Source organism: Paenibacillus sp. J31R98, assembly GCF_056269245.1.
Genome location: NZ_JBWDNO010000006.1, coordinates 352844 through 379534 on the forward strand (window position 1 = coordinate 352844; position 26691 = coordinate 379534).

Here is a 26691-nt window from a genome sequence, read left to right on the forward strand (position 1 = left end):
AAATGGGTAAAAACTATTTGGTTTGTGTATGCTCATAGCCGTTGAGAACGGATTCAAGTTCAAATTGCTAGAAAAGTGCTAGAAAAATATTCCGACATAGGATGACAGCGACCTAATGAATAGAACTCGGATAATGTCGAAAGGTATCGATTAATTATAATTGACAATGAGAATCATTATCGAATAAACTGTGAGTATTGAATTGAGATTGATTCTCATTATTAATTAATTTATATTTCAGGGGGATGATGTTGTGTTTCACAAGGTTTTAACTCGTAGTTTATTAGCGGCGGCTGTGCTGCTCGCTCCGGTAACGGCGGCAGGCGTCGACAAGACTGCCAATGCGGCAGGATCTACAATTAAAGTAACGCTGGATGGCAAGACGTTGTCGCTTGGAAGCGGACCGCAAATTTCGAAAGGCAGAACGCTTATTCCTTACAGCGGCATCGTTAGCGCACTAGGCGGCAAAGCGACTTGGGATGCGAGCACGAAGACGGTTACAGCTACTAAAGACAATACAACCGTCAAGCTGACTGTCGGTTCGCAATCCGCTTCTATTAACGGCCAATATACATATCTGGATTCCGCTCCTTATATCTCGGGAGGCAAGACATATGTGCCGCTTCGCCTTGTGTCTGAAGCATTCGGCAAGTGGGTCAACTTCAACGCTAGCTCGAGCACAGTTGCAATCAGCAGCACATTGACCGTCTCGACAAGCACAGGCGCCTTCACACTGAAGAAGAAACCGAGCCGCATTGTAACGCTATCCTCATCGGATACAGAAATTATCTATGCGCTTGGCGGCAAAGTTGTCGGTCGTTCGACAGCAATCGGTCCGGTTATTCCATCGGCAGCAGCTTCCGTACCTGAAGTGGGCAGCACGCATGGCATTAATTTCGAGACACTCGCCTCGGTGAAGCCTGATCTGGTCATTGCCAGCCCATCGCTGAAGTCGCAGCAAGCTACAATTGAGAAGCTAGGTGCGCAAGTGTTGTTCAACTCGCACAACACGTTCACGGATATTCAAGCTTCGATTCGTCTGTATGGCAAAGTGCTGAGCCAAGAAACGAAAGCGGAGCAAATCATCAAAGGCATGAACTTGGACATTTCTTCCTTGAAAAAGCCAGCTACAGCGCCAAAAACGCTGATTGTGTACGGCGCGCCAGGCAGCTTCGTCGTTGCTCTTCCTACAAGCTACCCAGGCAACTTCCTTGAGCTTGCAGGCGGCAAGAACGTTGCGGCAAACTTCCCTAAGATGGATATGATGCCACAATATGCTGATCTTAGCCTGGAGCGTATCATTGCTGCGAATCCAGATCTTATTCTAATGATTACTCACGGCGATGCTGCTGAAGTAAAAGCAAGCTTCAAGAAACAATTCGAGACGAATCCGGCTTGGAAGAGTCTCTCGGCTGTGAAGAATGACCGCTTCGAAGTGCTGCCAAGCGACCTGTTCGCAGCGAACCCAGGCATCCGTGCTCCGCAAGCGATTGAAACGATCAACAAACTGCTGCTGCTGCAGGTGAAATAATCAATGGCTACAACAATTGCTACCAAGCAAAGTGTGAAGGAGGCGGGCATTGCCCGCCTCACCCGCAACAGTGCCGTGCTGCTCATAAGTGCGGCACTGCTTGTGTTAGCGGGGTTATATGGTCTGATGTCCGGAGCGATTGCGATTCCCGCCCGTGATGTATGGACGTCACTGCTTCATGCTTCGGATACGGAAGCGAGACAGATTGTGTGGAACCTGCGGCTTCCGCGCGTATTAACCGGCATGCTGGCAGGTATTTGCCTTGCGATCTCAGGCGCTTTCCTGCAAGGCGTGTTCCGCAATCCGCTCGCTGATCCGGGCATCATCGGCGTCTCGTCTGGAGGCGGACTCGCCGCTGTTGTTATAATGATTCTGTTCCCTGAGCATATCGCTTACTTGCCGATCTCTGCGTTCCTCGGCGCATTGGCTGCTGCTGCAGTCGTCTACTCGCTCGCTTGGAAAGGCGGGGCATCGCCGATTAGGCTCATTCTGGCTGGCGTCGCGGTGAACTCCTTGCTCGGCGCGGCGATGACTGCGCTTATGATCTTGAACAGCGAGAAGGTGCAGTCGGTTCTGCCTTGGATGTCAGGCAGCTTGAATGGCAGAAGCTGGCCGCACTTCGATACGCTGCTGCCGTATACGATCGTCGGCCTTATCGCGTCCGTCTTTCTCATTAAGACCGCGAATTTGCTCGTGCTTGGCGACGATGCGGCTAAGCTGCTCGGCAGCCGGGTGGAAATTGGCAGGCTGCTGATCATTCTGCTCTCGACCTTCTTGGCGGGAGCGGCGATCAGCATTGTCGGCATGGTTGGCTTTATCGGCCTCGTTGTGCCGCATATAGCTAGGCTTGTTGTCGGCAACGACTATCGCATCTTCCTGCCGATCTCCGCGATTGGCGGCGGGGCGCTCATCGTTGCGGCGGACACTGCTGCTCGCAGCTGGTTCGACCCTATTGAGTTCCCTGTAGGTATTCTGCTCGCACTGCTTGGCGCACCGTTCTTTCTCTACTTGCTGCGAAGGGGGGCTAGACGATGAGCAAGACTCCATCATCAACTTCATCATCAACTTCAGCTTTGGCTGCTGCGGGGCTGAAATTCGGCTACCATGCATCCAGTCCAATCGTGGACGGCTTCCATATGCAAGTGTCGCCTGGCGAGTGGCTCGGCATTGTCGGACCGAACGGCTCCGGGAAGTCGACTGTGCTGCGTATGTTAGCAAGACTCGTCTCGCCGCAGGGCGGCACGGTCACGATGGAAGGCAAAGACATGGCTGGCATGGATACGAAGGCGATCGCTCGCCAGATGACCATGCTGACGCAAACCCAGGAGGGTTCGCTCGACATTACGGTTCGCGAGCTTGTTCGCCGGGGGCGCAATCCGCATTTGAAATGGTACGAGGAATGCAGAGGCAAGCACGAGGAAGTGGTGGATTGGGCGCTGAATGTTACTAGCATGAGCGACCTGCAGAACCGCTCGCTTCTGGAGCTGTCCGGCGGCGAACGCCAACGCGCTTGGCTTGCGATGTGTATGGCACAGACGCCGCGCATTCTGCTGCTTGATGAGCCGACAACGTATTTGGATATTGCTCATCAACTGGAGTTAATGGAGCTGATCCGTGAGCTGAACAGAGAGCAGGGCATAACGGTTGTGATGGTTTTGCATGATTTAAACCAAGCCGCGCGTTATTGCGACCGCATTATTGCGATGAAGCAGGGCGCCATTGTACGGGAAGGTACGCCGACGGACGTATTCCGCGTCGATTTCTTCCGCGAGGTGTTCGGCATCGAAGCGAAAGTCTACCATGATGACGGCGTGCCGGTCTATTTGCCGTGCGGGATCGTTCAGCAGAAGGTTACAGCTACAGCCCCAGCCGCAGTCGCGGCAATCTAATCCGCAGTAACGAACGAAAGGGAGAGAGAATATGGCAAAGTCAGCTTTAAGCAATGAGCTCGTACGTGAGTTTGTAGGCTCCGCACATGCGGATCTCGCGAAGGTGCAGGCACTGCTGGCGCAGGAGCCGGGTCTGCTGCACGCTTCAATGAATTGGGGCGGCGATGATTGGGAGACGGCGCTTGGCGCGGCATCCCATGTTGGACGCAGGGACATTGCACAATTTTTGCTTTCCAAAGGAGCGCGCATTGACCTCTTCGCTGCAGCTATGCTTGGCGAGCTGGAGCTCGTGAAGTCGACGCTAACGCAATATCCGCAGCAACTGCATGCACTCGGGCCGCATGGCATTACACTATATCAGCATGCCTTAATCGGCGGCGAGCAAGCGAAGGAAGTCGCGGCGTATTTGAAATCGCTACTGTACAAAGATGAGGAAGGAAGTGGCTATATGATCGTCGTTGAGAATCGCATCGAAGTTCGTGCGGGCATGGCGGACGCTGTATTGGAGCGTTTCCGTACGCCTAAGAGTGTACATACGTTCAAAGGCTTCGTCCGTATGGACGTTCTGCACGCTGTAGTATCCGAGGAGACGGAAGAAATTCGCGTTTGCACCACTTGGGAGAGCGAAGCGGACTTCCAAGCATGGGCAAACAGCGACTCGTTCAGACATGCGCACGCGAAGCGGGCTTCTGAAGCTGCTGTCAAATCCGATGCGCAGCCTGCGCACGGCTCGGCGCATGGCCAAGGTCAAGGCCATGGACATGGCGGGCAAGGCGCTCATGGCGGCGGTCAATCGGCAGCAGCTGGCGAAGCGCCGGCAAGCGGTCCGATCGTCGGCAACAAAGTGACGATCTACAAGGTTGTCGTTTCCCACCAGCCAGAAGCTGCGGCTGAAACGGTATAGAATTTATGAAGAACCGCCCGAGTTAATTGGGCGGTTTTCTTTTTTGTAATCGCGTCAGCCGCTAACGAACTCAGGTAACGCTATTCGGACCCATTAGGCTGCTTTTCTAGGCTAACGAACTCCAGGAGCGTTATTTGACTCCACGCGGCTTCAAGGTGGCTGATTTGGGCCGAATAAGGACGCTGGAGTTCGTTAGCGCACGGGGAGGGCTGATTTTCGGCAAATAAGCACAATACGGTTCGTTAGCGGTGGCGCAGATGCGAGAGAGGGGAAAGCGCGGTTAGTTTGAGAGAAAAGAGAGTACTGCAAGTAATTACATGAGCAGAAACGCGCCAGTTTGAGTGAAAGAGAGTACCCCAGGTACCTACAAGAGCGGAAACTCGCCAGATTGAGTGAAAGAGAGTACTCCAGGTACCTACAAGAGCGGAAACTCGCCAGTTTGAGGCAAAGAGAGTACCCCAGGTACCTACATGAGAGGAAACTCGCCAGATTGAGGCAAAGAGAGTATTCCAAGTACCTACAAGAGCGGAAACTCGCCAGTTTGAGGCAAAGAGAGTACCCCAGGTACCTACATGAGCGGAAACTCGGCCGAGCGAGGGCTGGATGAATAGGAGTAACGTTAGCGGCTGCGGAGAAGTCCCCCACCCCGACCAGCACGCACATCTGAACACAAAAAAACAGGAGAGGTACCAAGTACCCTCCTGCTTCCTCACTACTACCACAAATCTTTTACTGCAATCTCCCACACTTGAGTCTGCTTATCCGTCACCTTGAGAACACCGTTCGCGTCGTATTCGCCTACGCCGAAGTCGTTGTCGTTGGCAACGAGGATCGTGTTCTTGTTCAGTACAGTAAGTCCCTCGAACTTCTCGAATGGATAGCCGAGCTTCGTCAGGTCGAGAATGAGCGATTTTGGCGCCGTTGCGATGCTGGAAGCTTTCAGCTGGTCGCTGCTAAGCGCTTCGACATTGCTGCTAATGTCCGCTTTATTCAAGATGTTCGTCGCTTTGGACAAGTCAATCTTGTACACGCGCTTGATTTGCGCTGCTGCGCCTTCGTTCTTGTCACGCTCGTCCACGAGCAGTACGTCTGCCGACAGCGCATGCAGGTCAGAGATGACGACATCCTTCTGCGATACATTGACGAATGTTTTCGCATCCTCAGCGATATATACGTATTCGCCGATGACTTGCTTCGTCGCCAGATCCATTTTCAGAATGCGAAGGTTGCGGGATGCCTCACCTGTTGCTTTGTCAGGCACAGCCATCGGGCTCTGGATGGACGCATACAAATATTTGCCGTCCGGGCTGATCGTTACGCCCTCAAAGCCGCGGTTCACGATGCGCTTCGAGTAGATAGCCGGGAACGCTTCAACGATAGGGATCTGCGCGTTCGCAAGCTTCGCTTTGTCGCCAGTAGGCACATAGCGGCTAATGATTGTGCCGTCACGCTTCACTTGAATGAGGGATGGGCGATACTCGTCAGCCATCCAGTACGTATCGTCAGACGGGCTGTATGCAATGCCTTCAAGGTCAAGGCCGTCCGGGTCAAGCGGAAGCAGCTTCGTGCCCGTATTATCGTAGGATTTCTCGTCGCTTGCGATATTGCTAAGACCTGTCGTGTTGCGGTTGCCGGAGACAACGCCTTTCTTGCCTTCTGGAAGGAGGAGCTTGTTCGTCTCCAATATCGTAACTTGTCCGCCCTCAAGCTTGATCTTATAGAAACGCGGCACGTAATCCTGAACCGGGAACGTGCGGTTTACGGATTTGTCGATCGTAATTTGTCCGTTCGGACCGCGGTCAGCCAGCGTGTAGAACACGTTGTCCGGGTCGCCCGGCATATGCAGAAGTCCAGAGAAGCCGCCTTCCTTCAGCCCGAATCCAAGACTTGGCGCGTTCGTCCATGTATATTTACCTTCGACAAAAGGATACTCGCGAAGCGTCACCTTCTTGCTTGCATTATCCCAAGTGACGTTCTGACCGAGCGCTTCGCCCATCGCTCTAACCGGCACATACAGGCTGCCGTTGATTGTGACAGCGTCCTTGTCTAGCGCTACCTCGTTATCGCCAGCAAACACTTTCACTTTGATCGCGATCGCTTTGAGCGCTGTATCAGCAGCCTCTACGATTTGCGAGCTGAGCACGGCAACGGATACGACCCCCGCGATTGCGGCCCATTTTGTAAAGCGGAACTTCTTCATTAGCTCTCCTCAATTCTCTAATATAGTGGTGAGGCTTAGTAACTTTAACTAGAGTAGTGGAGTTGTGTTAACGGGGTATCAATGCAGAAATGAGCTTTTGTAAATGCCGCTATCATTTTTATTCGAAAATTGTCACTTTCTGCAACTTTAGTCTCAAAGAGATCGTTAGAGAAGGTGGATTATGGAAGCGAATATAATAAGATGGCGGTGATTATGATCAGTTATTTCATTGCTTTTATGGTTTCATTCCTTATCGTGTACCTGCTCATTCCTCCTTTAAGCAAGCTTGCTTTCAAGCTCGACTTCGTGGACAAGCCTCGTAAGAACGTTGAACGCAAGATCCACCGTGAACCGATTCCGCTTACGGCCAGTTATGCGATTTTCATCGGATTTTTTGCTACATATCTAATTGTTTCAAGAGGAGTATCGTGGGAGACCGGCGCATTGTTTGCGGGCGGAGTTCTTCTGCTTATTATTGGCACAGTTGATGATTGGTACAAAACAAAAGGAAAAGACTTCCCAGCTCTGCCTAAGTTGGTTGTTCAAATGTCGGCGGCTATTCTCGTTTATGCGTCAGGTATCGTATTTACGGGATTCATTAATCCGTTGTCAGGCGATTATATCGTGCTGCCGGTCATCCTTCAGTTCCTGCTCACCATTCTCTGGATCTTCGGAGTGACGACGGTGATCAATTTCTCCGACGGTCTGGACGGTCTGGCGGGAGGACTATCGGCGATCTCGGCGACAACGCTATTTATTGTAGCTATTGCTATGGGACAGTCAAATTCAGCGTTGATGGCTATTATTCTGCTAGGTGTTACTCTTGCCTATTTACGGTTTAACAAGCCGCCTGCCAAAGTATTCATGGGGGATGCCGGTGCTACCTTCCTAGGATTCTTACTTGCCGTTATCGCGCTGGATGGGGCGTTCAAACAGGCGACGGTCCTATCGTTATTTATCCCGATCTTGGCGCTGGGCGTACCTATCTTTGATAATCTGTTTGTTGTTGTGAAACGTTACCTGCAAGGCAAGCCGATGTATCAAGCGGATGCCAGCCAGGCGCATTACCGTTTGCTGCGTGCGGGTCTTAACACGAAGCAAGCTCTTATGGTACTCATGCTGCTAAGCACATGCTTCGGGCTAACCTCCATTATCTTAATGTTGGTTCAAGTGTAGGCCCGGCCAAACTCGTTCAATAAGCTTGTCATGCTAGTCTGCATAATTGTCCAAGTCCCCTCATAGACATAGATCAACTGAAGCGTAAACGGCTTATGTCCCGTACGAGCTGCCAACTATTTTGCAGCATGCGTACAACTCCGGATACGTTTAAATCAATGGAATGAGGGGTTGATCTCATGCGTCGTCGAATCAGTATTCTCGTAGTTCTTATGGTGTGCCTCACGGCGGTGCTCGCAGGCTGCGGGACTAAGGACGCGGAATCGGTTGTCAAAGATTTGGACAAAACGTTAACCGGATTGGGCAGCTATCACGGCAAGGGCACCATGATTCTGCATACAGGCCAGCAGCCGCTGGAATATCAAGTGGACGTATCGTACCAGAAGCCGCAGTACTATCGCATCGCCCTCACGAATGCCAAGAAGGATATTACGCAAATTGTGCTTCGCAACGATGAAGGCGTGTTCGTTCTGACGCCGCGCCTCAATAAAGTGTTCCGTTTCCAAAGCGATTGGCCGGCTAACCAAGGACAAGTCTACTTGTATCAAACGCTGGTGCAGAGCATCCTGCTCGATAATTCCCGTCAGTTTGCCGTAGACAAAGATGCGTATGTGTTTGACGTCATGGCGAACTATCAGAACGGCTCGCTGGCGCGCCAGAAGATTTGGCTGAACAAGTCCGATTATGCGCCGAGCAAAGTGGAAGTGAGCGACGCGAACTCCGCGGTGATGGTCGAGGTTAAATTCGATTCCTTCGAATTTGGTTCGAAGCTGGAGAAGAGCGTATTCGATACGCAGACGAATATGGGCACGCCGGCCGGAGACAAGCCGACAACAGCGCTTCCGTCGGATGACAGCAACAGCAGCAGCAATAATAGCAGCAGCACCGACAATAGCAGTGCAGCGAACAATGGAAGCAGCAACAATTCGGATCAAGCGGCGACTTCACCTGACAACAACGCATCGCAAACGGATAATGCGCAGGCGGACTCTAATGCCGATTCCAATTCCGCCGGCAACAATCCGGACAACAGCGCTTCGAGCAGTACCAATGCAGACGATACAAGCAGCAACGGCAGCGATAACAGCAGCACTAACGCAAGCGAGGATGCTGAGGATACAATGGCGCCAGTTGGCAGCCAAGGCTTCGTAGCGCTGGAGCCTTCCTACTTGCCTGACGGCGTGTCGGAGAAGGATCAGCAAGACATCGTATTCGGAGGCAATCCGGGTATCATCATCCGCTACGCCGGCGACTACGAATATACATTAATTCAGACACAACCGAAGGATGTTGCCGTATCTCAAACGAAGGGCGAGCTGAAAGACCTTGGCTTCACGGTCGCCTCCCTCTCTGGCTCCCTTCTGGACGGCGAACAGCAGACGCTGACTTGGACTTATAATGGTACGGAGTTCCGCCTAACGAGCGGTGACCTGCCAGAGAACGAAATGCTGAAGATCGCACAATCGGTACAAGGCGAAATGTCAAAATAATGCTGGAGAACGAAACAATTTCCAGCACTTGTTTGGCCCGAAATACCCGCCAATTCATTGACAGTCGTAAGCCTAAGCGTTTAACATATAGGCTACGGGTTTAATAAGAAAACGCCTGCCCAATTTGCGGTAGGCGTTTACTTTTGGAAATGAAGGTGGACCAAGTTGGACTTTGGTGCTTATTATCGCCCCACTCGGGCAGAGATATCATTAGATGCGCTCGCGCGCAACTTGCAGTCCTTTCGCGAGGCGATGCCGCAAGGCATGAAGCTCATGGCGTCCGTGAAAGCGAACGCTTACGGCCACGGCGCGGTTGAAGTCGCCCGTGAAGCGGAGCGCTGCGGCATTGATTACCTCGGCGTTGCATTCCTAGACGAAGCGCTGCAGCTTCGGCAGGCGGGCGTCGCCGCGAACATTCTTGTGCTCGGCTATGTGCCGCCGGAAGGGCTGGCTGCCGCACGAGAAGCGAACATCGCGATCGCGCTGTTCAGCGACGCCATTATCGCAGCAGCTGCTGCGCTGCCGCCAAGCGATAAGAAATTGACGGTTCATGTCAAGGTCGATACCGGCATGGGCCGACTTGGCGTGTTAGCTGGCGACGATGCGCTGCCGTTCATCCAGCGCGCAATGCAAGAGCCTAGCTTGGAAGTCGAAGGGCTGTTCACGCATTACGCACGAGCGGATGAGACCGATAAGAGCTACACGGAGCTGCAATACGAACGCTTCTCCTTGGTGGTGAAGCAGCTGAAGGAAGCGGGTCTTGAAATTCCGATTATTCATGCCGCGAATAGCGCGACAGGCATTGATACGCCCGAGATGGGCTGCGGAATGCTGCGTCTTGGCATTAGCATGTACGGCCTTTATCCGTCTGCTGAAGTGAATCAGACACGGATCGCGCTTGAGCCGGTGCTGAGCTTGAAGACAGCAGTGGTCATGGTGAAGGATGCTCCTCCGGGCTGGGGAATCAGCTACGGAACGCGGTATTTCACGCAAAGGACGGAAGCAATCGGTACGTTGCCGATCGGTTATGCAGACGGATACAGCCGGATGCTGACTGGCAAGGCAGAGGTGCTGTTGCGAGGCGTTCGTGTTCCAGTGCGCGGCACGATCTGCATGGACCAGTGCATGATTGGGCTTGATGCTGCGGCAGCGGTAGGGAACAAGCCGGTCGAGGTCGGCGAGGAAGTTGTCCTGATTGGCGGACAAGGCGATGCAGCAATAACGGCAGACGATGTTTCCGATCAACTTGGTACGATTAATTATGAAATCACTTGCATGATCGCAAACCGCGTGCCCCGCGTTTACTTGCGCGGAGGCAGCGTAACAGCGGTAACCAATCCGCTGCTGTAACCTCATAGGAAGCATTTGCCTGTGAAGGATTTTCATTGGATTTAGAGGATTTTATCATCTTACCGCGAATAATGTAACTTAGAGGCGTTCGCGGATGCATTGTAGGTCAACCACGTCATACAGTTATGCAGCATACTTGATATACGGCTCGCATACATATGAGGGTGTATAATACGGACCAAACAATGACATACTGTTACTGTTTTTTGTTGGAAATGTTTTGGAGGTGCGAGTTCGGTGGCCAATATGCAAAACACCAAAAGGATTATGATCAGCTTACCGGATCATTTGCTGGAGGAAGTCGACGGAATCGTCGCCAAAGAAAACTCGAACCGGAGCGAATTCATTCGTCAGGCAATGAAATTGTATTTGATTGAACGGAAGAAACGTCAGATTCGCGATTCGATGCAGCGAGGCTATTTGGAAATGGCTAAAATCAACTTAGTGATGGCGTCGGAAGCTTTTCAAGCGGAGGAAGATGCCGGCGATACGCTCGGCCGACTCGTAAGCGGGGTGTAAAGCTTGATCGTTAAACGCGGCGATGTGTTTTTTGCTGACTTGTCACCTGTTGTCGGTTCTGAACAGGGAGGAGTGCGTCCTGTTCTCGTTATTCAAAATGATATTGGCAACCGCTTTAGTCCAACCGTCATTGTAGCTGCGATTACAGCTCAAATACAGAAGGCTAAGCTGCCGACGCATGTAGAGATTGATGCGGCGCTTCATGGGTTTGACCGTGATTCCGTCCTTCTTCTCGAACAGATTCGCACGATTGATAAACAGCGTCTTACCGACAAGATCACACACCTCGACGATGAAACGATGCGCAAAGTAGACGAGGCGCTGCAGATCAGCGTTGGACTTATTGATTTTTGAATATGGGATATTAACGACAGCAGGGCCGAATAGGGCTCTGTTTTTTTTGTGTTTATAGAGGTCGGTCTTCGGACGTAGTGGAAGTTCAATCTTGCGGCGCTGTCGGCTGCTGCGCATCAGGTCCATAATGAGAGTAAGATGATGAACTGATGGAGGTATGCAGATATGAGCACAATGAATCGGCCGGATTTTGCAATTTCAGGGATGGGACGGACAGGCGGCGGAGACTTTCATCGCGTAGAGCTGGAAGGCGTCAGCACCGTGGATGGTGACCTGGATTGCTATTCGTTCAAGATGAACGGGATGGCGACGGTGAAAGGCAGCGTTAGGGCGGAGGAACGATTCGAAGGCAACGGGAAGCTGAAGGTGGAAGGGCCAGTAGCGGCCGAAGTGATGAAGTTGGAGGGTCAAGTGACGGTGAACGGGTCCGTACAATGCGACGTCTTCCAAGGCAGCGGCTATGTGAAAGTGCGCGGTGATTGCCGTACGAACCGCTGTGACATGCGGGGGGCGCTCGCCGTTGACGGCGTGCTCAGCGCGGATCAGCTGCAAGTGTGGCTGGAAGGTCCATTTCGCGCAGAGTCGATTCGCTGCCGAGAGCTGCGTGTGAAGAATACGCACAGCGGCACGCTGAAGCGGCTGCTTCACTCGATCCTTCCTGCTGCATGGCATACACAGCTGCGTGCGGATTACATTGAAGGCGATGAGATCGAGCTGCGGGATACAACTGCCTCGCTCGTTCGGGGACGCCGGGTATCGATTGGACCAGGCTGCGTCATTAACCGTGTTGAATATGAAAGCGAGCTTATCGTGCATCCGGACGCAGTTGTCCACTCGCGCGAACAGCTCGTGCGTTAGGAGGTAGCAGGCGATGGCAACAGGCGTAAGCAGGAAAGTGAAGATTACCGGCTCGGGAACGACATCCGGCGGTCTGTTCGATAGCGTCCGTGTTATGGGCGAAGGCAGAGTGCTTGGCAATATTGAGAGCGAATCGTTCAAAAGCATGGGCTCGCTTAACGTATCCGGCTCGCTTAAAGCGGGGCAGTACCAGCAAATTGGCGAGACGACAGTGTCCAGCGATGTGTCAGGCGGGTATTTGAATGTGCTCGGTCAGCTGAGCGTTTCCGGCCGCGTCCGCTGCCGATCGATGAAGCTGAGAGGCCAGCTGGATGTGCTCGGCGAATGCGAAGTCGATCACTTCGATGCGCGAGGAGGCTTCCATATCCATGGACTGCTGAGCGGCAAGGAAGTCGACATCCGGACTTGGGGGCCGTGTAAAGCGAAGGAGATTGGCGGCAATAAGGTGACCGTGCGCAAGAGCAGATGGGGCGGCATGAAGCAGTGGTTCTCGTCTTCGCAGAAGCGGGAGCTGACGGCGGAGCTGATTGAGGGCGACAACATCTATCTGGAGCATACGACGGCGGATGTCGTTCGCGGGACGGAAGTGACGATCGGCCCCGGCTGCCGGATCGGGCTCGTGGAATATCGCAAGACGCTCAAGCTGAGCAAGGATGCGGAAGTGAGTGAACAGGTGAAGCTGTGATCGAGCAGCAGCTTATAGGAGGGGCCGCAGGCGGCCTTGTGGAACAGCTTTGCAGGCTGATTCTCCACAGGTAGCTTGCGGCCTCTTTTGTAAACCTTACCCTACTCTCCCTCTAATGATTTGGGTGGCAAAATCGGGCCAATAGCGTGATTTCAGTTCGTTAGCTGATTTTACTAGGGCGAAATGGGCGGGATAAGCGCTATACGATTCGTTAGCCCGAGTTTCCTTCTGACGTTGTATAATCCTACCCGCGCGCTATAATAAGACTATTCTGCGTAAGGTGAGGAACTAGTGTGATCGTAAAGCTGTGGCAACGACTTCATGGATACATATCAAGCAAGCTGCGCAACCAGCTTATTACGCTGTTCTCGGCGATTGGGGCATGTATCGTTATTTTGCTGACCTACTTGTCCTACTTGCAGTCCGCAGGCATGAATCGGGATAATTTCATCGAGAGCAACCGTAAAATTCTGAAATTGGTCAATCAGAATCTGGATGGCTACTTGGGCAGGATGGACGAGCTGTCGATCTCGCTGCGCAAGGATGCTCAGTTCATGGACGCGATTATTTCCAAAGAGTACGGTGGACCGTTATATATTCAGAATCAGCTGAAGAACTTATATTACTCCAGTGATGACATTGAAGCGGTGTCGATCTTTACGCCGATTAACGGCATGCAGTACACGATGTCGAAAGCATTCGTAAACCTCAAGCAGGAAGCGACGAACGCGCCTCAGGCGCAGCGCTGGTATAGAGAAGCATTGCAGAGCAAGCGGTTCCGAAGTATTGAATCGGGCTATAGCTCGGGCGGAACGGCGGCATTGGCAAAGGATAGCACAGATGCTGCGAACGACACGGGGGCTGGTGCAGGCGACGGAACGGCCACGGGCAAGAATGGCAGCGGACACTTCCTTATTTTTCATCGCATCCTCATAAACATCGCGGATAAGAAGCCGCTCGCAGCGGTATCCATTTCGTACAATCTCAATGAAATTAAGCGCATTTTGAAGGACATGACTGGCAAATCGGGTGAATACATCGGCATCTATAATGAGGCGAATGAGCTATTCTACGCCGAAGGCCCCGAGCTGGCAGCATCGGAGACGGCCAAGCTCCTGCGGACCATTCCGATTGATGCGACAGATACGGAGCACCGGAGCTGGACGATTGGCAAAGAGCGGTACTTGGCGATTTACAATGTCTCGCAAGAGAATGGCTGGAAGCTGGTGACCTTGACGCCATATAGCGTGCTGAACAAGGAAGCTTCGCATGCCCGTTGGATCAACCTTATCGCTGGCGCGGCAGTCGTCGTGCTGCTCATATTCGTCATCGTCATAGCGGCGAATGCCATTACGAGACGGCTCATGAAGCTGTCGCGGCAAATTGTCATGCTCGGAGACGGTAATTTCGAGGTGCAGAGCGAGATTGAGGGCAGCGACGAGATTGCGCATCTGTCCCGAAAGTACAACCAAATGATCGTGAGAATCAATGAGCTGATTGGCGAACGCTATGAGATGCAGATCAGTGAACGCAATGCGCGGTTAATTGCGCTTGAAGCGCAGATCAATCCGCATTTCATGTACAATTCACTGCAAGCGATTTCGACTGAGGCGATTATTAGCGACCAAGATAATATTCAAGAGATGGTCGACGCGCTGGCTTCTTCACTGCGATATGCCATCAAGCAAGCGGAGACGGTCCGGGTGAAAGAGGAGCTTGCTCACGTCGGCAACTATATGCTATTGCAGCAAGCGCGGTTCGGCGCAAGACTGCAGCTGCATGTCGAGGCTGAAGATGCGGTGATGGAAGCTTGGATACCGAAGATGACCGTGCAAATCTTGGTCGAGAACACCATTAAGCACGGGCTGGAGCAGATGACAGGACAGATGCAGGTGCATGTGAAGGCGGAAGCGTCTGAAGGCAACCTCATCATAACGGTAGCTGACAATGGCCCCGGCATATCGGAACAGCGGTTAATTGAAATCCGGTCGCTGCTGGACAGCCAAGTGCTCGAGTATCGGGAAGGCATTGGTCTTAATAATATTAATGCGAGAATTAAACTGTTGTTCGGGCCGGAGTCCGCGCTTCACATTCGCAGCAGGCATGGTGATGGGACGGCTGTCATCGTGACGCTGCCGTTAAGAGAGGAGAGACCCTATGTACAAGGCTATCATCATTGACGACGAATTGCCGGCACGCCGGGCCATAAGGGCGCTTGGAGAGTGGGAGTATTACGGTATTGAGATTATTGCGGAAGCAGATAACGGGCAAGAGGGGCTGGTTCTGCTAGAAGAAGAGGAGCCTGATCTGGTATTCGTCGATATGAAAATGCCGCTGATGGGCGGAGTCGAGTTTCTTGATAAGGCGAGAGCTTCATATCCAGAAGCCTGTTATATCGTCATCAGTGGGTTCGACGATTTCTCTTATGCACGAAGCGCCATGCAAGCAGGATCAGTTGATTATTTGCTCAAGCCGATCCGCAAGGCAGACCTGAACGCCGCTATTGGCCGCGCGATTGCGATGATCGTAGAGCGCCGGGAGCGGCTGCTAAGCGAGAGTCGTTCGCAAATTTACAGAAACCTGTCGGCACCGCTCGTTAAGGAGAAGATCTATTCGTCCATCATCGACAAGAGCGGACGCTTCCATCACATTGACGAGCTGCGTGCTGTGCTCGATACAGAAGAGTTGTCCTCGCTTTGCCGCGTCGTCGTCTTCAAGCTGCTCAATGCGCAAGATGTCATTGAACTGCGGTTTAAGTACGATTCCCACGCCTTCTACTACGCGCTTACCAATGCGATGGACGAGCTGCTTGGCCGATTCGGGAAGACGTTCAGCTTCAAGAACAATCGCGACGACACGGAAATCGTAGCAGTGATCAAGCTGGCTGATCCGAACAATCCGCAGCGAATGGACATCAGCGAGCTAGCAGCTCGATTGGCCTCTGTCTTCGGCATTAAGCTGGTTGCCGAGGAAGGACCTGATGCTTCGATGGAGCGGCTGGGTGAATCGTATGATGCGGCGCTGAGATCGCTCATGGAGCTGAACATGATTACTTTGCGTCCGGTCTCACCGTCGCAGCAGAAGGAGATGGATGAAGGGCGCAGATCTCTCTTGGAGCGGGCAAGGCTGTTCATCCAGCCAATCGAATCCGGCAGTGAGCGACAAGCGATGCAGGAGCTGCGCAAATGGCTAGAGGAGCTTGAAGCTTCCGGCGTCGTCACGATGAGCGGCATGCTGGCGATTGAAGCGGAGCTGCGAATGTTCGCGGAGTCGCTGCTCGCTCAGTTCAAGACGGAAGAGCAGGAAGCCACGGATAGCATCGTGCTGTTCGACCGCACGCTCCGCCGCCGCGTGTATGATTTTACAGCCTTCAAGGCGGCTGTATTGGATTACTTCGAGCCGTTCTTCACCGTGCTGGCCGAAGCGGGGCGATCCGGCGAGAACGCGTCGACGGCAGAGAAGATTAAGGCGTATATCGAGCTTCATTACGGCGACGAGCTGCCGGTTTCGTTCTTCGCCGAGCGATTCCATATGAGCAAAGAGCACTTGGCAAGGCTGTTCAAGCAGAAGTACGACATCGGCATTCACGAGTACCAGCTGAAGATTCGGATGGGCAAAGCGAAGGAATGGCTGAGCGACAAGTCGCTAAAGATTCAGACGGTGAGCGAGCGAGTCGGCTTCCGCGACCAGAACTATTTTAGCAAGGCGTTTAAGAAATATACCGGTCTGACCCCGCAAGAGTTTAGGGGAAAGATGGAATCCTAGAGGCGGGTGGACATGTTCCACTCGTCATTTTTTTACCCATAAGGCGTTTGTTTTTTGCATTGTGATAATGCCCGATTCCGTCGAAAATAAAGAAGCAGCAAGACATTACAGCAACATGTAAGCGTTAAACAAACAGGGGAGGCTTACGAAACATGGCAGCAAAGAAATGGATAACAGTAGCAGCAACAGCAGCACTTGTGCCGGCACTTCTGACGGCATGCGGCAGCAATTCGAATAATAGCAACGAGGCGAATACGGGCTCGAATACGAGCGCGCATGCAAACTCGAACGCCGCTGCAAACAACAGCGAGAGCACGAAGCCAGTTGAAATCACGATTCTCCAGTACGCACCGGAGATGACGGAAGCGATCAACAAGCTGGCGGCGGATTACAAGAAGGAGCATCCGAACGTTACCATTACGGCGACGATTCACCAAGATGACTACCCGACTTTGCTCAAGTCCCGCATCAACTCTGGTGATATCCCTGATATTTTTATGACAGGTGCTTATAACGAGAATAAGACGTATCAAGATTATGTTTACGACCTGAAGGACGAGCCGTTCATGAAAAATATCGTTCCAACCGCGCTTCCGGGCGTGACGCTGGACGGTAAAGTACTAGGCTTCCCGCTCGTACTGCAATCGCACTCGTTCATTTATAACAAGAAACTGTTCGCAGACGCTGGCATCACTGAGCTTCCGAAGACGTTCGCTCAATTGGAAGAAGCAGCGAAGAAGCTCCAAGCGAAAGGCGTTATTCCTTTCTCCAATGGCTATAAAGAATGGTGGGTTCTCGAGCAGACGTTCACGCAAGTATTGGCATCCATGGGTGGCGACTACGCGAAGACGTTTGGCGAGTTGAACAGCGGCGACAAGAAACTGTTCGACATTCCGGAAGCTTCGAACGTGTTCAAGCTGATCGACCTGACAACGAAATACGGCAATCCAAAGCCGCTTGAAACGGATCTAAACTCGCAGGTTGCTCTATTCGCAGAAGGTAAAGCAGCGATGATGCACCAAGGAACTTGGGTTGAAGATTCCGTACGCAAGCTGAACCCGACCATTGACATGGGCTTCATGCCAGGTCCGGTAGGCGACGATGCATCGAAAGCGGGTCTGATGGTTGACTCCAACATCGTATGGCGCGTGAACAAAGATTCCGACAACCTGAAGGAAGTATTGAAATTCCTTGACTGGATGACAACGTCCGAAGCGGGCAAGTCGTTCATCCCGGTTGGCACGAAACAAATCTCGACAGTAGCGAGCGCTCCATTCCCGGATGCTGAGCTGTCCAAAGAAACGCAAAACTTCCTGCAGAACGGCGTTACTTACCCTTGGGTAAAAGGCTACTGGCCAGACGGCTTCGAGCAGAAAGTCGGCGAAATCCTGCAGAAGTACATTGCAGGCGGCGCGAGCGCAGATGAAGTTAAGGCAGAGATGAACAAGACGTACCGCACGCTGGCGGAAGCCGCGGAATAAGCAATTTCGCAGCAGCAACAACAATCGTTCTCGAACGAGTGATACAGCATCAAGTCTGACAGCCAGGCCGGAAGCATCCTTTCCGGCCTGCTGTTCATTACAGCATTCGAGTGGAGTGACAGGATGAATACACGCAACAGATGGGGAAACAGAGTTGAGTTTGGCGTATTTGTATTGCCGGCCGTCGTTTGCATTTTGCTCTCGGCCATCATACCTTTCGTAATGTCCATGTACTATTCCATGACCAAGTGGAATGGCGTAGGCAAACACATTAAATTTATTGGCCTCAAGAACTTCAAAGAATTGCTGACTTCAGACACTAACGCGCTAAAGGCACTTATCTTTACGCTTGAATACACGCTGCTGGCTGTCGTGCTTACGAACGTAATCGCGATTGTGCTGGCTGTACTAATGACGAAGGCGTTTAAACTGCGCGGCTTGTACCGGGTTTCGTTCTTCGTGCCTTATATTATCAGCTTGATCATTATCGGTTTCGTGTGGAAGTTTATGTTCACGAAGGGCTTCGACGTCTTGTTCGAGGCAACAGGCTGGGGCATCTTCCAGTGGAGCTGGCTTGGAAACGCGGATCTGGCGTTCTGGTCGATTCTGTTCGTCGGTATTTGGCAGTCGGTCGGCTTCTACATGATGATCTACATCACAGGCTTGCAGTCCGTTCCTGGCGATTTGCTCGAAGCGGCTTCGATTGACGGCTGCGTTGGCCTTAACCGGTTCTTCCGGATTACGCTGCCGCTATTAATGCCTTCAATCACAGTCGCATTGTTCCTATCGATTGCGAACTCACTGAAGGTATTCGATATTATCTACACGCTGACATTCGGCGGACCAGGTGGAGCAACAAACAGTATTACGATGGATATTTACAACGAAGCATTCGTGAATAACCGCTTTGGCTACGCAACGGCTAAGTCGCTCGTGTTCGTCGTTCTCATCCTGCTCATTACCGTTATTCAAGTGCGCTTTACAAAAAGCAGGGAGGTGGAAGCGTGACGCATCGCAACCAGAGAAGATTCGATATCATCCTAGAGATCGTCATCGCGATCCTCGCCCTATTGTTCCTATACCCGCTGTTCCTTGTCGTGTTCAACTCGTTCAAGACGTATGATCAAGTCCTTACGAATATCTTGGCACTGCCGAAGTCGCTCATGCTGGACAACTACACGGAAGTATGGAAGCTGATGGGCTATCCGAAGCTGTTCGTGAACACGTTCTTGCTTACGCTTGCTGGCGTTGCAGGCATTGTCGTATTCGGTTCGATGGCTGGCTACAAGCTGTCCCGGACGAAAACAAGGCTGAGCGGTTTCCTGTTCTTTCTATGTATCATGCCAATGATGATTCCGTTCCAGTCGTTCATGATTACGCTCACGAAACTGTCCAAACAGTTTCACTTGATCAACTCGCTTGGCGGCTTAAGCGTGATCTACTGGGGACTTGGCGCTCCGCTTGCGGTATTCATGTTCCATGGTTTCGTGAAGTCGCTGCCGATGGAGCTTGAAGAGAGCGGCGCGATCGACGGCGCATCGCGTTATGGCGTGTTCGTCCGTATCGTATTCCCTGTTATGGTGCCCGTCATCAGCACGGTTATTATCTTGAATGTCATGTGGATCTGGAACGACTTCCTGCTGCCGCTGCTTATGCTGAATGGCAAGCAATCGACGCTCCAACTCGCATCGTACAAGTTCTTCGGGCAGTACAAGAGCGAATGGCAATACGCGCTCACGGCCGTTGTCTACACGTCGATTCCGCCGATTGCGGTGTTCCTCGTGCTGCAGAAGTACATTATCAAAGGCATGGTTGCAGGTGCTGTAAAAGGTTAATAGGTTGGGGCCCGCCGTTATGAGAACGGTGGGCTTTTTTTGTTGGTTTTGGTTTTGGGTGGGGGCGGAACGAAAAAAAGGACGCAGGCAGATCATTCAATCTGCCTACGTCCTTTATTAATTCTAAAGCTCAATAACCACTTGCGCTGCACCTGCAGCCGGGATGATCCGAACGCCTTCAGCGCCAGCATCTGCTATGCCGCCTTGAACGGAGACAACGCTGTTCACTCCGCGAAGAAGAACTGTCCAGCCCACAGCTTGACCCGCTGTTTCCACCGTAATCGTGGAGCCGCTGCGAGTTGCCCGAGCTGTGAATGCAGTTTCGCCTGTAACCGTCGGTACAACCGCAGTTGCCCCAGCGCCGTCTTGAAGCGCGAACAGCTCAAGCGTAACGCCTGTTGCGTAATCATAATCCGGACGGCTGTCTTCCGCGCCGACAGGAATAAGTGAATTTTCACGAACGAAGAGCGGCATGCTGAAATAGTCATAGCTATCTTGACGCCATACGCCGCCTTCTACTTGCTCTCCAGTGAGATAGTGTGTCCACGTGCCACGCGGCAAGTAGTACGTCGATTCGCCTTCTGCGTTGAAGACCGGTGCGACGAGAATGGAATCGCCCAGCATGTACTGGCGGTCGAGGTAATCGACAGTCGGGTCTTCGCCGAATTCCAGCACCATTGCACGCATAACCGGCAGGCCGATTCTCACGGACTCTACGGATTGGCCGAACAGATACGGCATAAGGCGCAGCTTCAGCTTCGTATAGTGGCGAAGCACGTCAACCGCTTCTTCGTCATACAGCCAAGGCACGCGGTACGATGTGCTGCCATGCAGACGGCTGTGGCTCGAGAGCAAGCCGAACGCAACCCAGCGCTTGTATAGATCTGGCGGGGAGCTTTGCTCGAAGCCGCCGATGTCGTGGCTCCAGAAGCTGAAGCCGGACAGACCTAGCGACAGTCCGCCGCGGAGGCTCTCCGCCATCGACTCATACGTCGCTTCGCAGTCGCCGCCCCAGTGAACCGGGAACTGCTGACCGCCTGCCGTAGCGGAGCGGGCAAACAAAGCAGCCTCGCCTTTGCCGCGCTTCTCTTCAAGCAGTTCAAAGACGACTTTGTTGTACAGCTGCGTGTAGTAGTTGTGCATCTGCTGCGGATCGGAGCCATCGAAGTAGACGACATCTGTCGGGATACGCTCGCCGAAGTCGGTTTTGAAGCTGTCAACGCCCATATCGATCAGCACTGCAAGCTTGGATTTGAACCAATCGCACGCTGCTGGATTTGTGAAGTCAACCAGACCCATGCCATACTGCCACAGATCCCACTGCCATACGCTGCCGTCCGCACGTTTCACGAGGTAGCCAAGCTCCATCGCTTCATCGAACAATGGGGATCGCTGCGCGATATAGCTGTTGATCCAGACGCAGATGTGCAGACCTTTTGCTTTCAGGCGCTCCAGCATTCCTTTCGGATCCGGGAATACACGCTCGTCCCATTCGAAGTTGCACCACTCATATTCCTTCATCCAGAAGCAGTCGAAGTGGAACACCGCAAGCGGAAGATCGCGCTCAGCCATGCCGTCGACGAAGCTAGTTACTGTCGCTTCATCGTAGTTTGTTGTGAACGAAGTTGTCAGCCACAGGCCGAACGACCATGCCGGTGGAAGTGCCGGTTTTCCTGTTAGCGCTGTGTAGTTGGAAAGAACGTCTTTGAGCTGCTCACCGCCAACGATGTAATATTCAAGCTGTTCGCCGGCTACGCTGAACTGCGCCTTGGACACTTTCTCTGACGCGATTTCGTAGGAAACGAGCTCAGGGTGATTCACGAATACGCCGTAGCCGCGGTTCGTTACATAGAACGGTACATTTTTGTACGCTTGCTCGGAAGCTGTTCCGCCATCTTGGTTCCAGATATCAACGACTTGTCCATTTTTCACAAAAGGTGTGAACCGTTCGCCAAGTCCGTATACCGTCTCGCCAATGCCGATGTCCAGCTGTTCGCGGAATTGGTGATTGCCGTCTGCTGCTTTGATATAACCAGTGGAACGGAAGCCGCTGCGAGTCAGCTTGCGGCCTTTGTATGTGTACGTAATCGTAAGCGGATGTGCTTTGGTAATCGTAACTGCTGTGTCTCCACTCTTCAAAGTAACGGATTCTGCGGAATCTTGAATCTCGACAGAGGCATCGCCTTCATTCATAAGCGGGAAAGATGCTGGGCCAAGACGGCGAGTTCCTTTATGATGATAGAACTTTGCGCGAATAATATCCTTCATCGGCGACGAGAATTCCATCGTCATGAGCGGCTCGTTCAGCGTGTTTGCACGGTTCTCCAAGTGCCGGTGAGTAGCATATACGGTAATGCGATTATTAGTAACTTTAACGTCATGGACTTCATAAGGGGTGAGTACTTGATACCCTTCGCGGGTCATCCAGTAACCGTCGCTGAATTTCATAGATCGGTTCATCCTCTCAAAATGGTTGTTTAATCAATGTATTTAATAACAGTATACTGATTGAAAAGTATTCATTCTTGTATTATTATGCTTAATATTAATACAATTATGATGTTTGGGGATGGTATGATGGATATCCATCATTTACGCGAAAATCGCCGTCATGGCAGCACCGGATTGCCTGTCGGCATCTACCTTATGGACCAGGCGGCAGGTGAGCCTATTCTTGATAATCATTGGCATGAGGAAGCGGAATTTCTCGCAGTTGTGAGCGGAGAGGCCGTGTTCCAGATTGGCTTGTCTACCTATACGGCTCGAGCTGGGGATGTGCTGTTTATTCCAGGCGGGGAGCTGCACGGGGCCTATTCTTTGGATGGAGCTGCGTGCTCGTATGCGGCGCTCGTCTTCCATCAGGACTGGCTGATGAGCCAAGGGGACAGCGCGACGACGCAATATTTGGAGCCGATTCGGCGGGGGAGACTTGTGCCGGAGCCTCATGCCACAGCTGGGCCTGGCAAGCTCGCGGAAGGTTTATATGGGCAGCTTATGCAGTTGATTGCAATGGAGCATTCGGAAGATCCGGCGAAGCCGATGCGGTTGAAGGCAGGGTTGTTCCTCCTGCTTGCGGAATATGTCACGCGGGATGCGTTCGTTCGTAGGGAGCCGCGTTCGTCGCTCGATATGCATACACAGGAACGGCTCAAAACAGTGCTGACCTATATTGATACTCATTATGCAAGGAAGCTGACAATCAAGGAGCTGGCGGCGGAGGCCGGCATGAGCGAGGGGCATTTCACGCGAGTATTTAAGTCTTTTATGCGTAAGACTCCGATCGATTATATTAATGCACTGAGGCTTCGAATTGCTGCCGCACTCATTGCCGATAACCGAATCTCCATTGGTGAAGCAGCCCTTGAGTCCGGTTTTGATAACTTCAGTTATTTTTGCAAAATGTTCCGTTCTGTCTATCAATGCACGCCGACAGATTATCGGGAACGCGAGGGATTAGGTTAGTTTTTGAGAAAAATATGTATTTTTATGGTAGACAGTTTTATTATTGTCTGCTATTATGAGTTCAATATTAAGAAGCAGATGATTAGCGACCGCTATGCGAAGAACGCAAGCACGGGCACATGCCCGGCTTGCGTTCTTTTTTTTATTCTCGCTTTGAGGCTGCGGAAAGGAAGGGCTAATAACAGATGAACAGAAAGCGGAATATGCTCATCACGGTCACGGCTGCGCTGCTGTCGGCATTGCTCGTATATGGTGTTTATGTGCTTCAGCTGCGGCAGGTACAGTTTCAAGAAACGGTAAACATCGTGGTACCTCAGCGTTTTGTGGCTGCTGGTGAGCGATTAAGCGTAGAGATGCTGGGAGTTAAGCAGATCGCCAAAGCATCGTATGAGCCAGAGATGTCCATAGATGCCAAGGAATTGATCGGATCGGAGGCCGTTGTGCCGCTTGGCGCGAATGAGCCTGTACTGTCATGGAAGGTAGGGAAATTCCGACTGCAGCCAGGGCGCAATGAGTCGACCTTCCAAATTCCAAGAGATTATGTCCTGTCTGTATCAAGCGGCATCCGGGCAGGAGATAAGGTCATTGTATATGGATCGGGAGCGGAAACGGAGTCGGTACGGTTGTTTGCAGAACCGATAACGGTCGCTTCTGTGAAAACATCAGGAAATTTGGAAATTGACGATATGAACGATTCGAATTTGAAAGCACTGGCCAGCAGCGATCAGGAAGCGATGTACGCAGCAAGGCGCGATGCGAATGGCGTCATCGATGCGATTAATTTGAATTTGACGGAGGCGCAGTGGCTGAAGCTTGATGCATTGTGCAAGGCTGGCACGAGCAAAGTCGTCATCGCATACTCCTCGGATTCACTCGACATTACAGCTTCTAGTGAGGGGGCGGTGCGATGATTGGTGATCGAATTCAAAAGGGAATGGCGCACAGAGCGCCGCTCCTTACATTCTTCGGCACGACGCCGAATATCGGGACGACAGTGACCGCGTTCGCAACCGCTTGTCGGTTAGCTCAGTTCAGCGGCTTGTCGGTCGGGTATTTGGAGTTGAACCTGAAGAGCGCTAAGCTCCATCGTTTCATTGGCATCGATCATCCTGCTGCTACGCTGGATGCACTTCGGCCTGAACTGCGGACGGGGACGCTTACAATAGATAAGCTGCTTCGCTCGATGCATATGAGCCAAGCGGTGCCTGGTCTTCATATGCTGCTTGGCAATCTGATGCGTGATCAGGCTGAGTTCTACGCAATTGAAGAGATTGAGCATCTACTGAGTGCAGCTGAAGCGGCTTTTGACGTTGTTGTCGTTGATGCCGGATCTTACTGGGATAATGCAGCCATTCTTTGCGCGCTGCGTAGAGCTGACCGGCGGCTGATGACTACTACGAGCGCTTTGTCCCATTTTCAAGAGGATGGCCAGCGCTGGATGAAACAGCTTTCTATACTTTACGGCATTGGGATTCATGACTACGAGGCGGTTATTATACATCAGCCATGGGGTAAGGGAGGCTTTCAAGTGAAGGACATTTGCAAAGAGATGGGGGTTTCGCTGTTTGGGGAGATGGCTATGTCCCAGCCAATGCTTTCGCAGCTTGACCGAGGAACGCTAGATGAGTGGATGATGCAAAGCGAGCTGGGTAGAGAGGCGATGAAGGAGCCTGCGAGGCAGCTTATAGCGGCCTACGGACTGAAGCGTCCAGCCAAACTTGCCGTGCAGCCGTGGTATAAGAAGCTGCTGACGCATCGCAGAGGGGTGAGCTCTTGATGCAGCGGGAAGAGAAGTTCTCTCCATCTGCTTTCTCTGCGAAGCTCTGGGCGATGGAGCCGGGCGTAGCTGCGGTGGCGGAGGGCGGCAGCGATGCAAGCGCGCAGCGGGATTTCAATCGGCTTGCCGACGATATTCGCTCGTACCTTGCACTGCCTCGCGGCGATACGGAAGAAGAGAGGCGCGAATATAACGAGAGCTTGAACCGAGCGGTGCTCGGCTACACGGATGACCGTGAGCGTATATTAGCGGTTATTGCAGATCGGCTGCTGCGTCAGAGGATCCATGAGCTGCCTGGACACAATCATCTTTATGGCACACTTGCAGAAGCGTTGTTCGCAGAAGTTATCGGCATGAACGTGCTGGAGCTCATATTGGCTGATCGCGATGGACTTGAGGAAATTCAAGTTGTCGGCACTCGCATCTTCGAAGTACGCGACGGCCATAGTGCACCATCGGCGTATGCATTCGAGTCGCTAAGAGAGGTGGAGCGGATTCAGCAGAACCTCGTGCTCTACAACAATGACCGGATTAATCCGCGCAAAAGATGGGCCGAAGTGATGCTGCGTGACGGAACTCGAGTGACGATGACCGGCTTTGGCTTCACGGCATTGCCGACATTGACGCTGCGGTTCTACACGGTGCGCAGGTTTCAGCTCGCTCAGCTAAGCACGCCGGAATATGGCACGATCAGCGAGCGGCTGCGCATGATGCTGCTTGCTGTGTTAGATGCAAGGTTCAATGTTGTCATAATCGGTCCGACGAACTCCGGCAAGACGAACCTTATCAAGGCGCTTATCGGCGAACTGCCTGACGAGGAGCGGCTTGTGACGATTGAGAGCCGGCATGAGCTGATGCTGCAGCGGGATTTTCCATCCAAGAACGTCATCGAATACGAGGTGGACGAAGAAGATGTGCAGCACCGATCGAACCAGGCGTTCAAGCTGGCCTTGCGGCAGTCGCCGCAGCGAATCATCCACGCGGAGATACGGGATGATGATGCCAACATCTACGTCCGTGCCTGCACGCGCGGGCATGCCGGTTCGATGACGACACTGCATGCGAATGCGCTTGAGGATGTGCCGGAAGCAATTACTGATATGTGCATGCTTGATGGCCGTGGTATGAGCCCGGAGCGGCTGGCGAAGCGGATCACTGAATATGTCACGCAAATTGGCATAGAGATGCAGTTCACGGCAGGTAAGCGCAGACTAGTGAGACTTGCGGAGATTGGTTGGAAGGATGGCTCGCCAGCGGTTCGGGATTGGGCTGTGTTTCAAGAAGAGTCACTGGAATGGAGCTATCCGGGGTCACCTTCGGAGCAGGCTTGGACGAAGCTAGTTCAAGGTGGGAGAAGTTGTGATGGTTTCACTATACAGCGTGCATGGCCAGGGGGGAGGAGCTGATCGAAGCGA

General features: G+C 52.4%; 22 protein-coding genes and 1 pseudogene. 21 read left to right on the plus strand and 2 right to left on the minus strand.

Translation table 11 applies throughout. The features are described 5' to 3' along the window. Positions 1-253 precede the first annotated feature (253 nt). The 5 genes and pseudogenes from AC0YNX_RS22350 to AC0YNX_RS22370 all read left to right on the plus strand — a co-directional run bounded on the left by AC0YNX_RS22350 (position 254) and on the right by AC0YNX_RS22370 (position 4324). Complete coding sequence (locus AC0YNX_RS22350) at positions 254-1531, plus strand: ABC transporter substrate-binding protein (RefSeq protein WP_475817921.1); 1278 nt, start codon at positions 254-256, stop codon at positions 1529-1531. 3 nt (positions 1532-1534) lie between these two features. Then, positions 1535-2566, plus strand: a complete 1032-nt coding sequence (locus AC0YNX_RS22355; protein ID WP_475817922.1) for a FecCD family ABC transporter permease — start codon at positions 1535-1537, stop codon at positions 2564-2566. After that, positions 2563-3420, plus strand: coding sequence for an ABC transporter ATP-binding protein (locus tag AC0YNX_RS22360; protein ID WP_475817923.1), 858 nt, complete (start codon positions 2563-2565; stop codon positions 3418-3420). Before AC0YNX_RS22355 ends, AC0YNX_RS22360 begins: the two co-directional genes overlap by 4 nt. Before the next feature lie 31 nt (positions 3421-3451). Next, positions 3452-3838: pseudogene (locus AC0YNX_RS22365) on the plus strand (ankyrin repeat domain-containing protein); the annotation flags it as partial. Between the two features lie 30 nt (positions 3839-3868). Next, positions 3869-4324 carry an antibiotic biosynthesis monooxygenase gene (locus AC0YNX_RS22370; RefSeq protein WP_475817984.1) on the plus strand — a complete coding sequence of 152 codons (456 nt, stop codon included), beginning with the start codon at positions 3869-3871 and terminating at the stop codon, positions 4322-4324. A gap of 715 nt (positions 4325-5039) precedes the next feature. Here the strand turns inward: AC0YNX_RS22370 and AC0YNX_RS22375 are convergent. After that, positions 5040-6524 carry an esterase-like activity of phytase family protein gene (locus AC0YNX_RS22375; RefSeq protein ID WP_475817924.1) on the minus strand — a complete coding sequence of 495 codons (1485 nt, stop codon included), beginning with the start codon at positions 6522-6524 and terminating at the stop codon, positions 5040-5042. Positions 6525-6725: 201 nt separating this feature from the next. Here AC0YNX_RS22375 and AC0YNX_RS22380 point away from each other — a divergent pair, with 201 nt between their 5' ends. From AC0YNX_RS22380 to AC0YNX_RS22435, 12 genes are all read left to right on the plus strand, one after another. Further along, entirely contained in the window at positions 6726-7700 is a 975-nt protein-coding gene (locus tag AC0YNX_RS22380) for an MraY family glycosyltransferase (RefSeq protein ID WP_475817925.1), read from the plus strand. A gap of 179 nt (positions 7701-7879) precedes the next feature. Then, on the plus strand, positions 7880-9190 hold the full coding sequence (locus AC0YNX_RS22385) for a DUF4367 domain-containing protein (protein ID WP_475817926.1): 1311 nt from the start codon (positions 7880-7882) through the stop codon (positions 9188-9190). 165 nt (positions 9191-9355) lie between these two features. After that, on the plus strand, positions 9356-10540 hold the full coding sequence (gene alr, locus AC0YNX_RS22390; protein WP_475817927.1) for an alanine racemase: 1185 nt from the start codon (positions 9356-9358) through the stop codon (positions 10538-10540). Positions 10541-10777: 237 nt separating this feature from the next. Next, on the plus strand, positions 10778-11059 hold the full coding sequence (locus AC0YNX_RS22395; RefSeq protein WP_090581236.1) for a CopG family ribbon-helix-helix protein: 282 nt from the start codon (positions 10778-10780) through the stop codon (positions 11057-11059). Positions 11060-11062: 3 nt separating this feature from the next. Next, positions 11063-11413 carry a type II toxin-antitoxin system PemK/MazF family toxin gene (locus tag AC0YNX_RS22400; protein WP_090581240.1) on the plus strand — a complete coding sequence of 117 codons (351 nt, stop codon included), beginning with the start codon at positions 11063-11065 and terminating at the stop codon, positions 11411-11413. Positions 11414-11578: 165 nt separating this feature from the next. After that, positions 11579-12271 carry a polymer-forming cytoskeletal protein gene (locus AC0YNX_RS22405; protein ID WP_475817928.1) on the plus strand — a complete coding sequence of 231 codons (693 nt, stop codon included), beginning with the start codon at positions 11579-11581 and terminating at the stop codon, positions 12269-12271. A 13-nt stretch (positions 12272-12284) separates the two neighbouring features. Next, positions 12285-12956, plus strand: a complete 672-nt coding sequence (locus tag AC0YNX_RS22410; RefSeq protein WP_475817929.1) for a hypothetical protein — start codon at positions 12285-12287, stop codon at positions 12954-12956. A gap of 293 nt (positions 12957-13249) precedes the next feature. Then, positions 13250-15136: a cache domain-containing sensor histidine kinase gene (locus AC0YNX_RS22415; protein ID WP_475817930.1), complete on the plus strand. Its 1887-nt coding sequence runs from the start codon at positions 13250-13252 to the stop codon at positions 15134-15136. Then, positions 15114-16721, plus strand: coding sequence for a response regulator transcription factor (locus AC0YNX_RS22420; protein WP_475817931.1), 1608 nt, complete (start codon positions 15114-15116; stop codon positions 16719-16721). Before AC0YNX_RS22415 ends, AC0YNX_RS22420 begins: the two co-directional genes overlap by 23 nt. 152 nt (positions 16722-16873) lie before the next feature. After that, positions 16874-18202 (plus strand): ABC transporter substrate-binding protein, encoded by a 1329-nt coding sequence (locus AC0YNX_RS22425; RefSeq protein WP_475817932.1) that lies wholly within the window; start codon positions 16874-16876, stop codon positions 18200-18202. A 123-nt stretch (positions 18203-18325) separates the two neighbouring features. Continuing rightward, a complete protein-coding gene (locus AC0YNX_RS22430) occupies positions 18326-19210 on the plus strand; it encodes a carbohydrate ABC transporter permease (RefSeq protein ID WP_475817933.1) in 885 nt (294 codons plus the stop codon). Then, the gene (locus AC0YNX_RS22435) at positions 19207-20037 is read left to right on the plus strand and encodes a carbohydrate ABC transporter permease (protein ID WP_475817934.1); all 831 of its coding nucleotides are present in this window, start codon (positions 19207-19209) and stop codon (positions 20035-20037) included. The genes AC0YNX_RS22430 and AC0YNX_RS22435 overlap by 4 nt, the downstream gene beginning before the upstream one ends. Positions 20038-20160: 123 nt before the next feature. On the opposite strand, the gene yicI is transcribed toward AC0YNX_RS22435, so the two are convergent. Then, entirely contained in the window at positions 20161-22485 is a 2325-nt protein-coding gene (gene yicI / locus AC0YNX_RS22440) for an alpha-xylosidase (RefSeq protein WP_475817935.1), read from the minus strand. An 87-nt stretch (positions 22486-22572) separates the two neighbouring features. Between yicI and AC0YNX_RS22445 the strand changes: the two genes are divergently transcribed. From AC0YNX_RS22445 to AC0YNX_RS22460, 4 genes are all read left to right on the plus strand, one after another. After that, positions 22573-23499, plus strand: a complete 927-nt coding sequence (locus AC0YNX_RS22445; protein ID WP_475817936.1) for an AraC family transcriptional regulator — start codon at positions 22573-22575, stop codon at positions 23497-23499. Positions 23500-23684: 185 nt separating this feature from the next. Then, positions 23685-24410 (plus strand): SAF domain-containing protein, encoded by a 726-nt coding sequence (locus tag AC0YNX_RS22450; RefSeq protein WP_475817937.1) that lies wholly within the window; start codon positions 23685-23687, stop codon positions 24408-24410. After that, complete coding sequence (locus AC0YNX_RS22455; protein ID WP_475817938.1) at positions 24407-25276, plus strand: CpaE/TadZ family protein; 870 nt, start codon at positions 24407-24409, stop codon at positions 25274-25276. The genes AC0YNX_RS22450 and AC0YNX_RS22455 overlap by 4 nt, the downstream gene beginning before the upstream one ends. Beyond that, complete coding sequence (locus AC0YNX_RS22460; protein ID WP_475817939.1) at positions 25276-26682, plus strand: ATPase, T2SS/T4P/T4SS family; 1407 nt, start codon at positions 25276-25278, stop codon at positions 26680-26682. The genes AC0YNX_RS22455 and AC0YNX_RS22460 overlap by 1 nt, the downstream gene beginning before the upstream one ends. Positions 26683-26691: the final 9 nt, after the last annotated feature.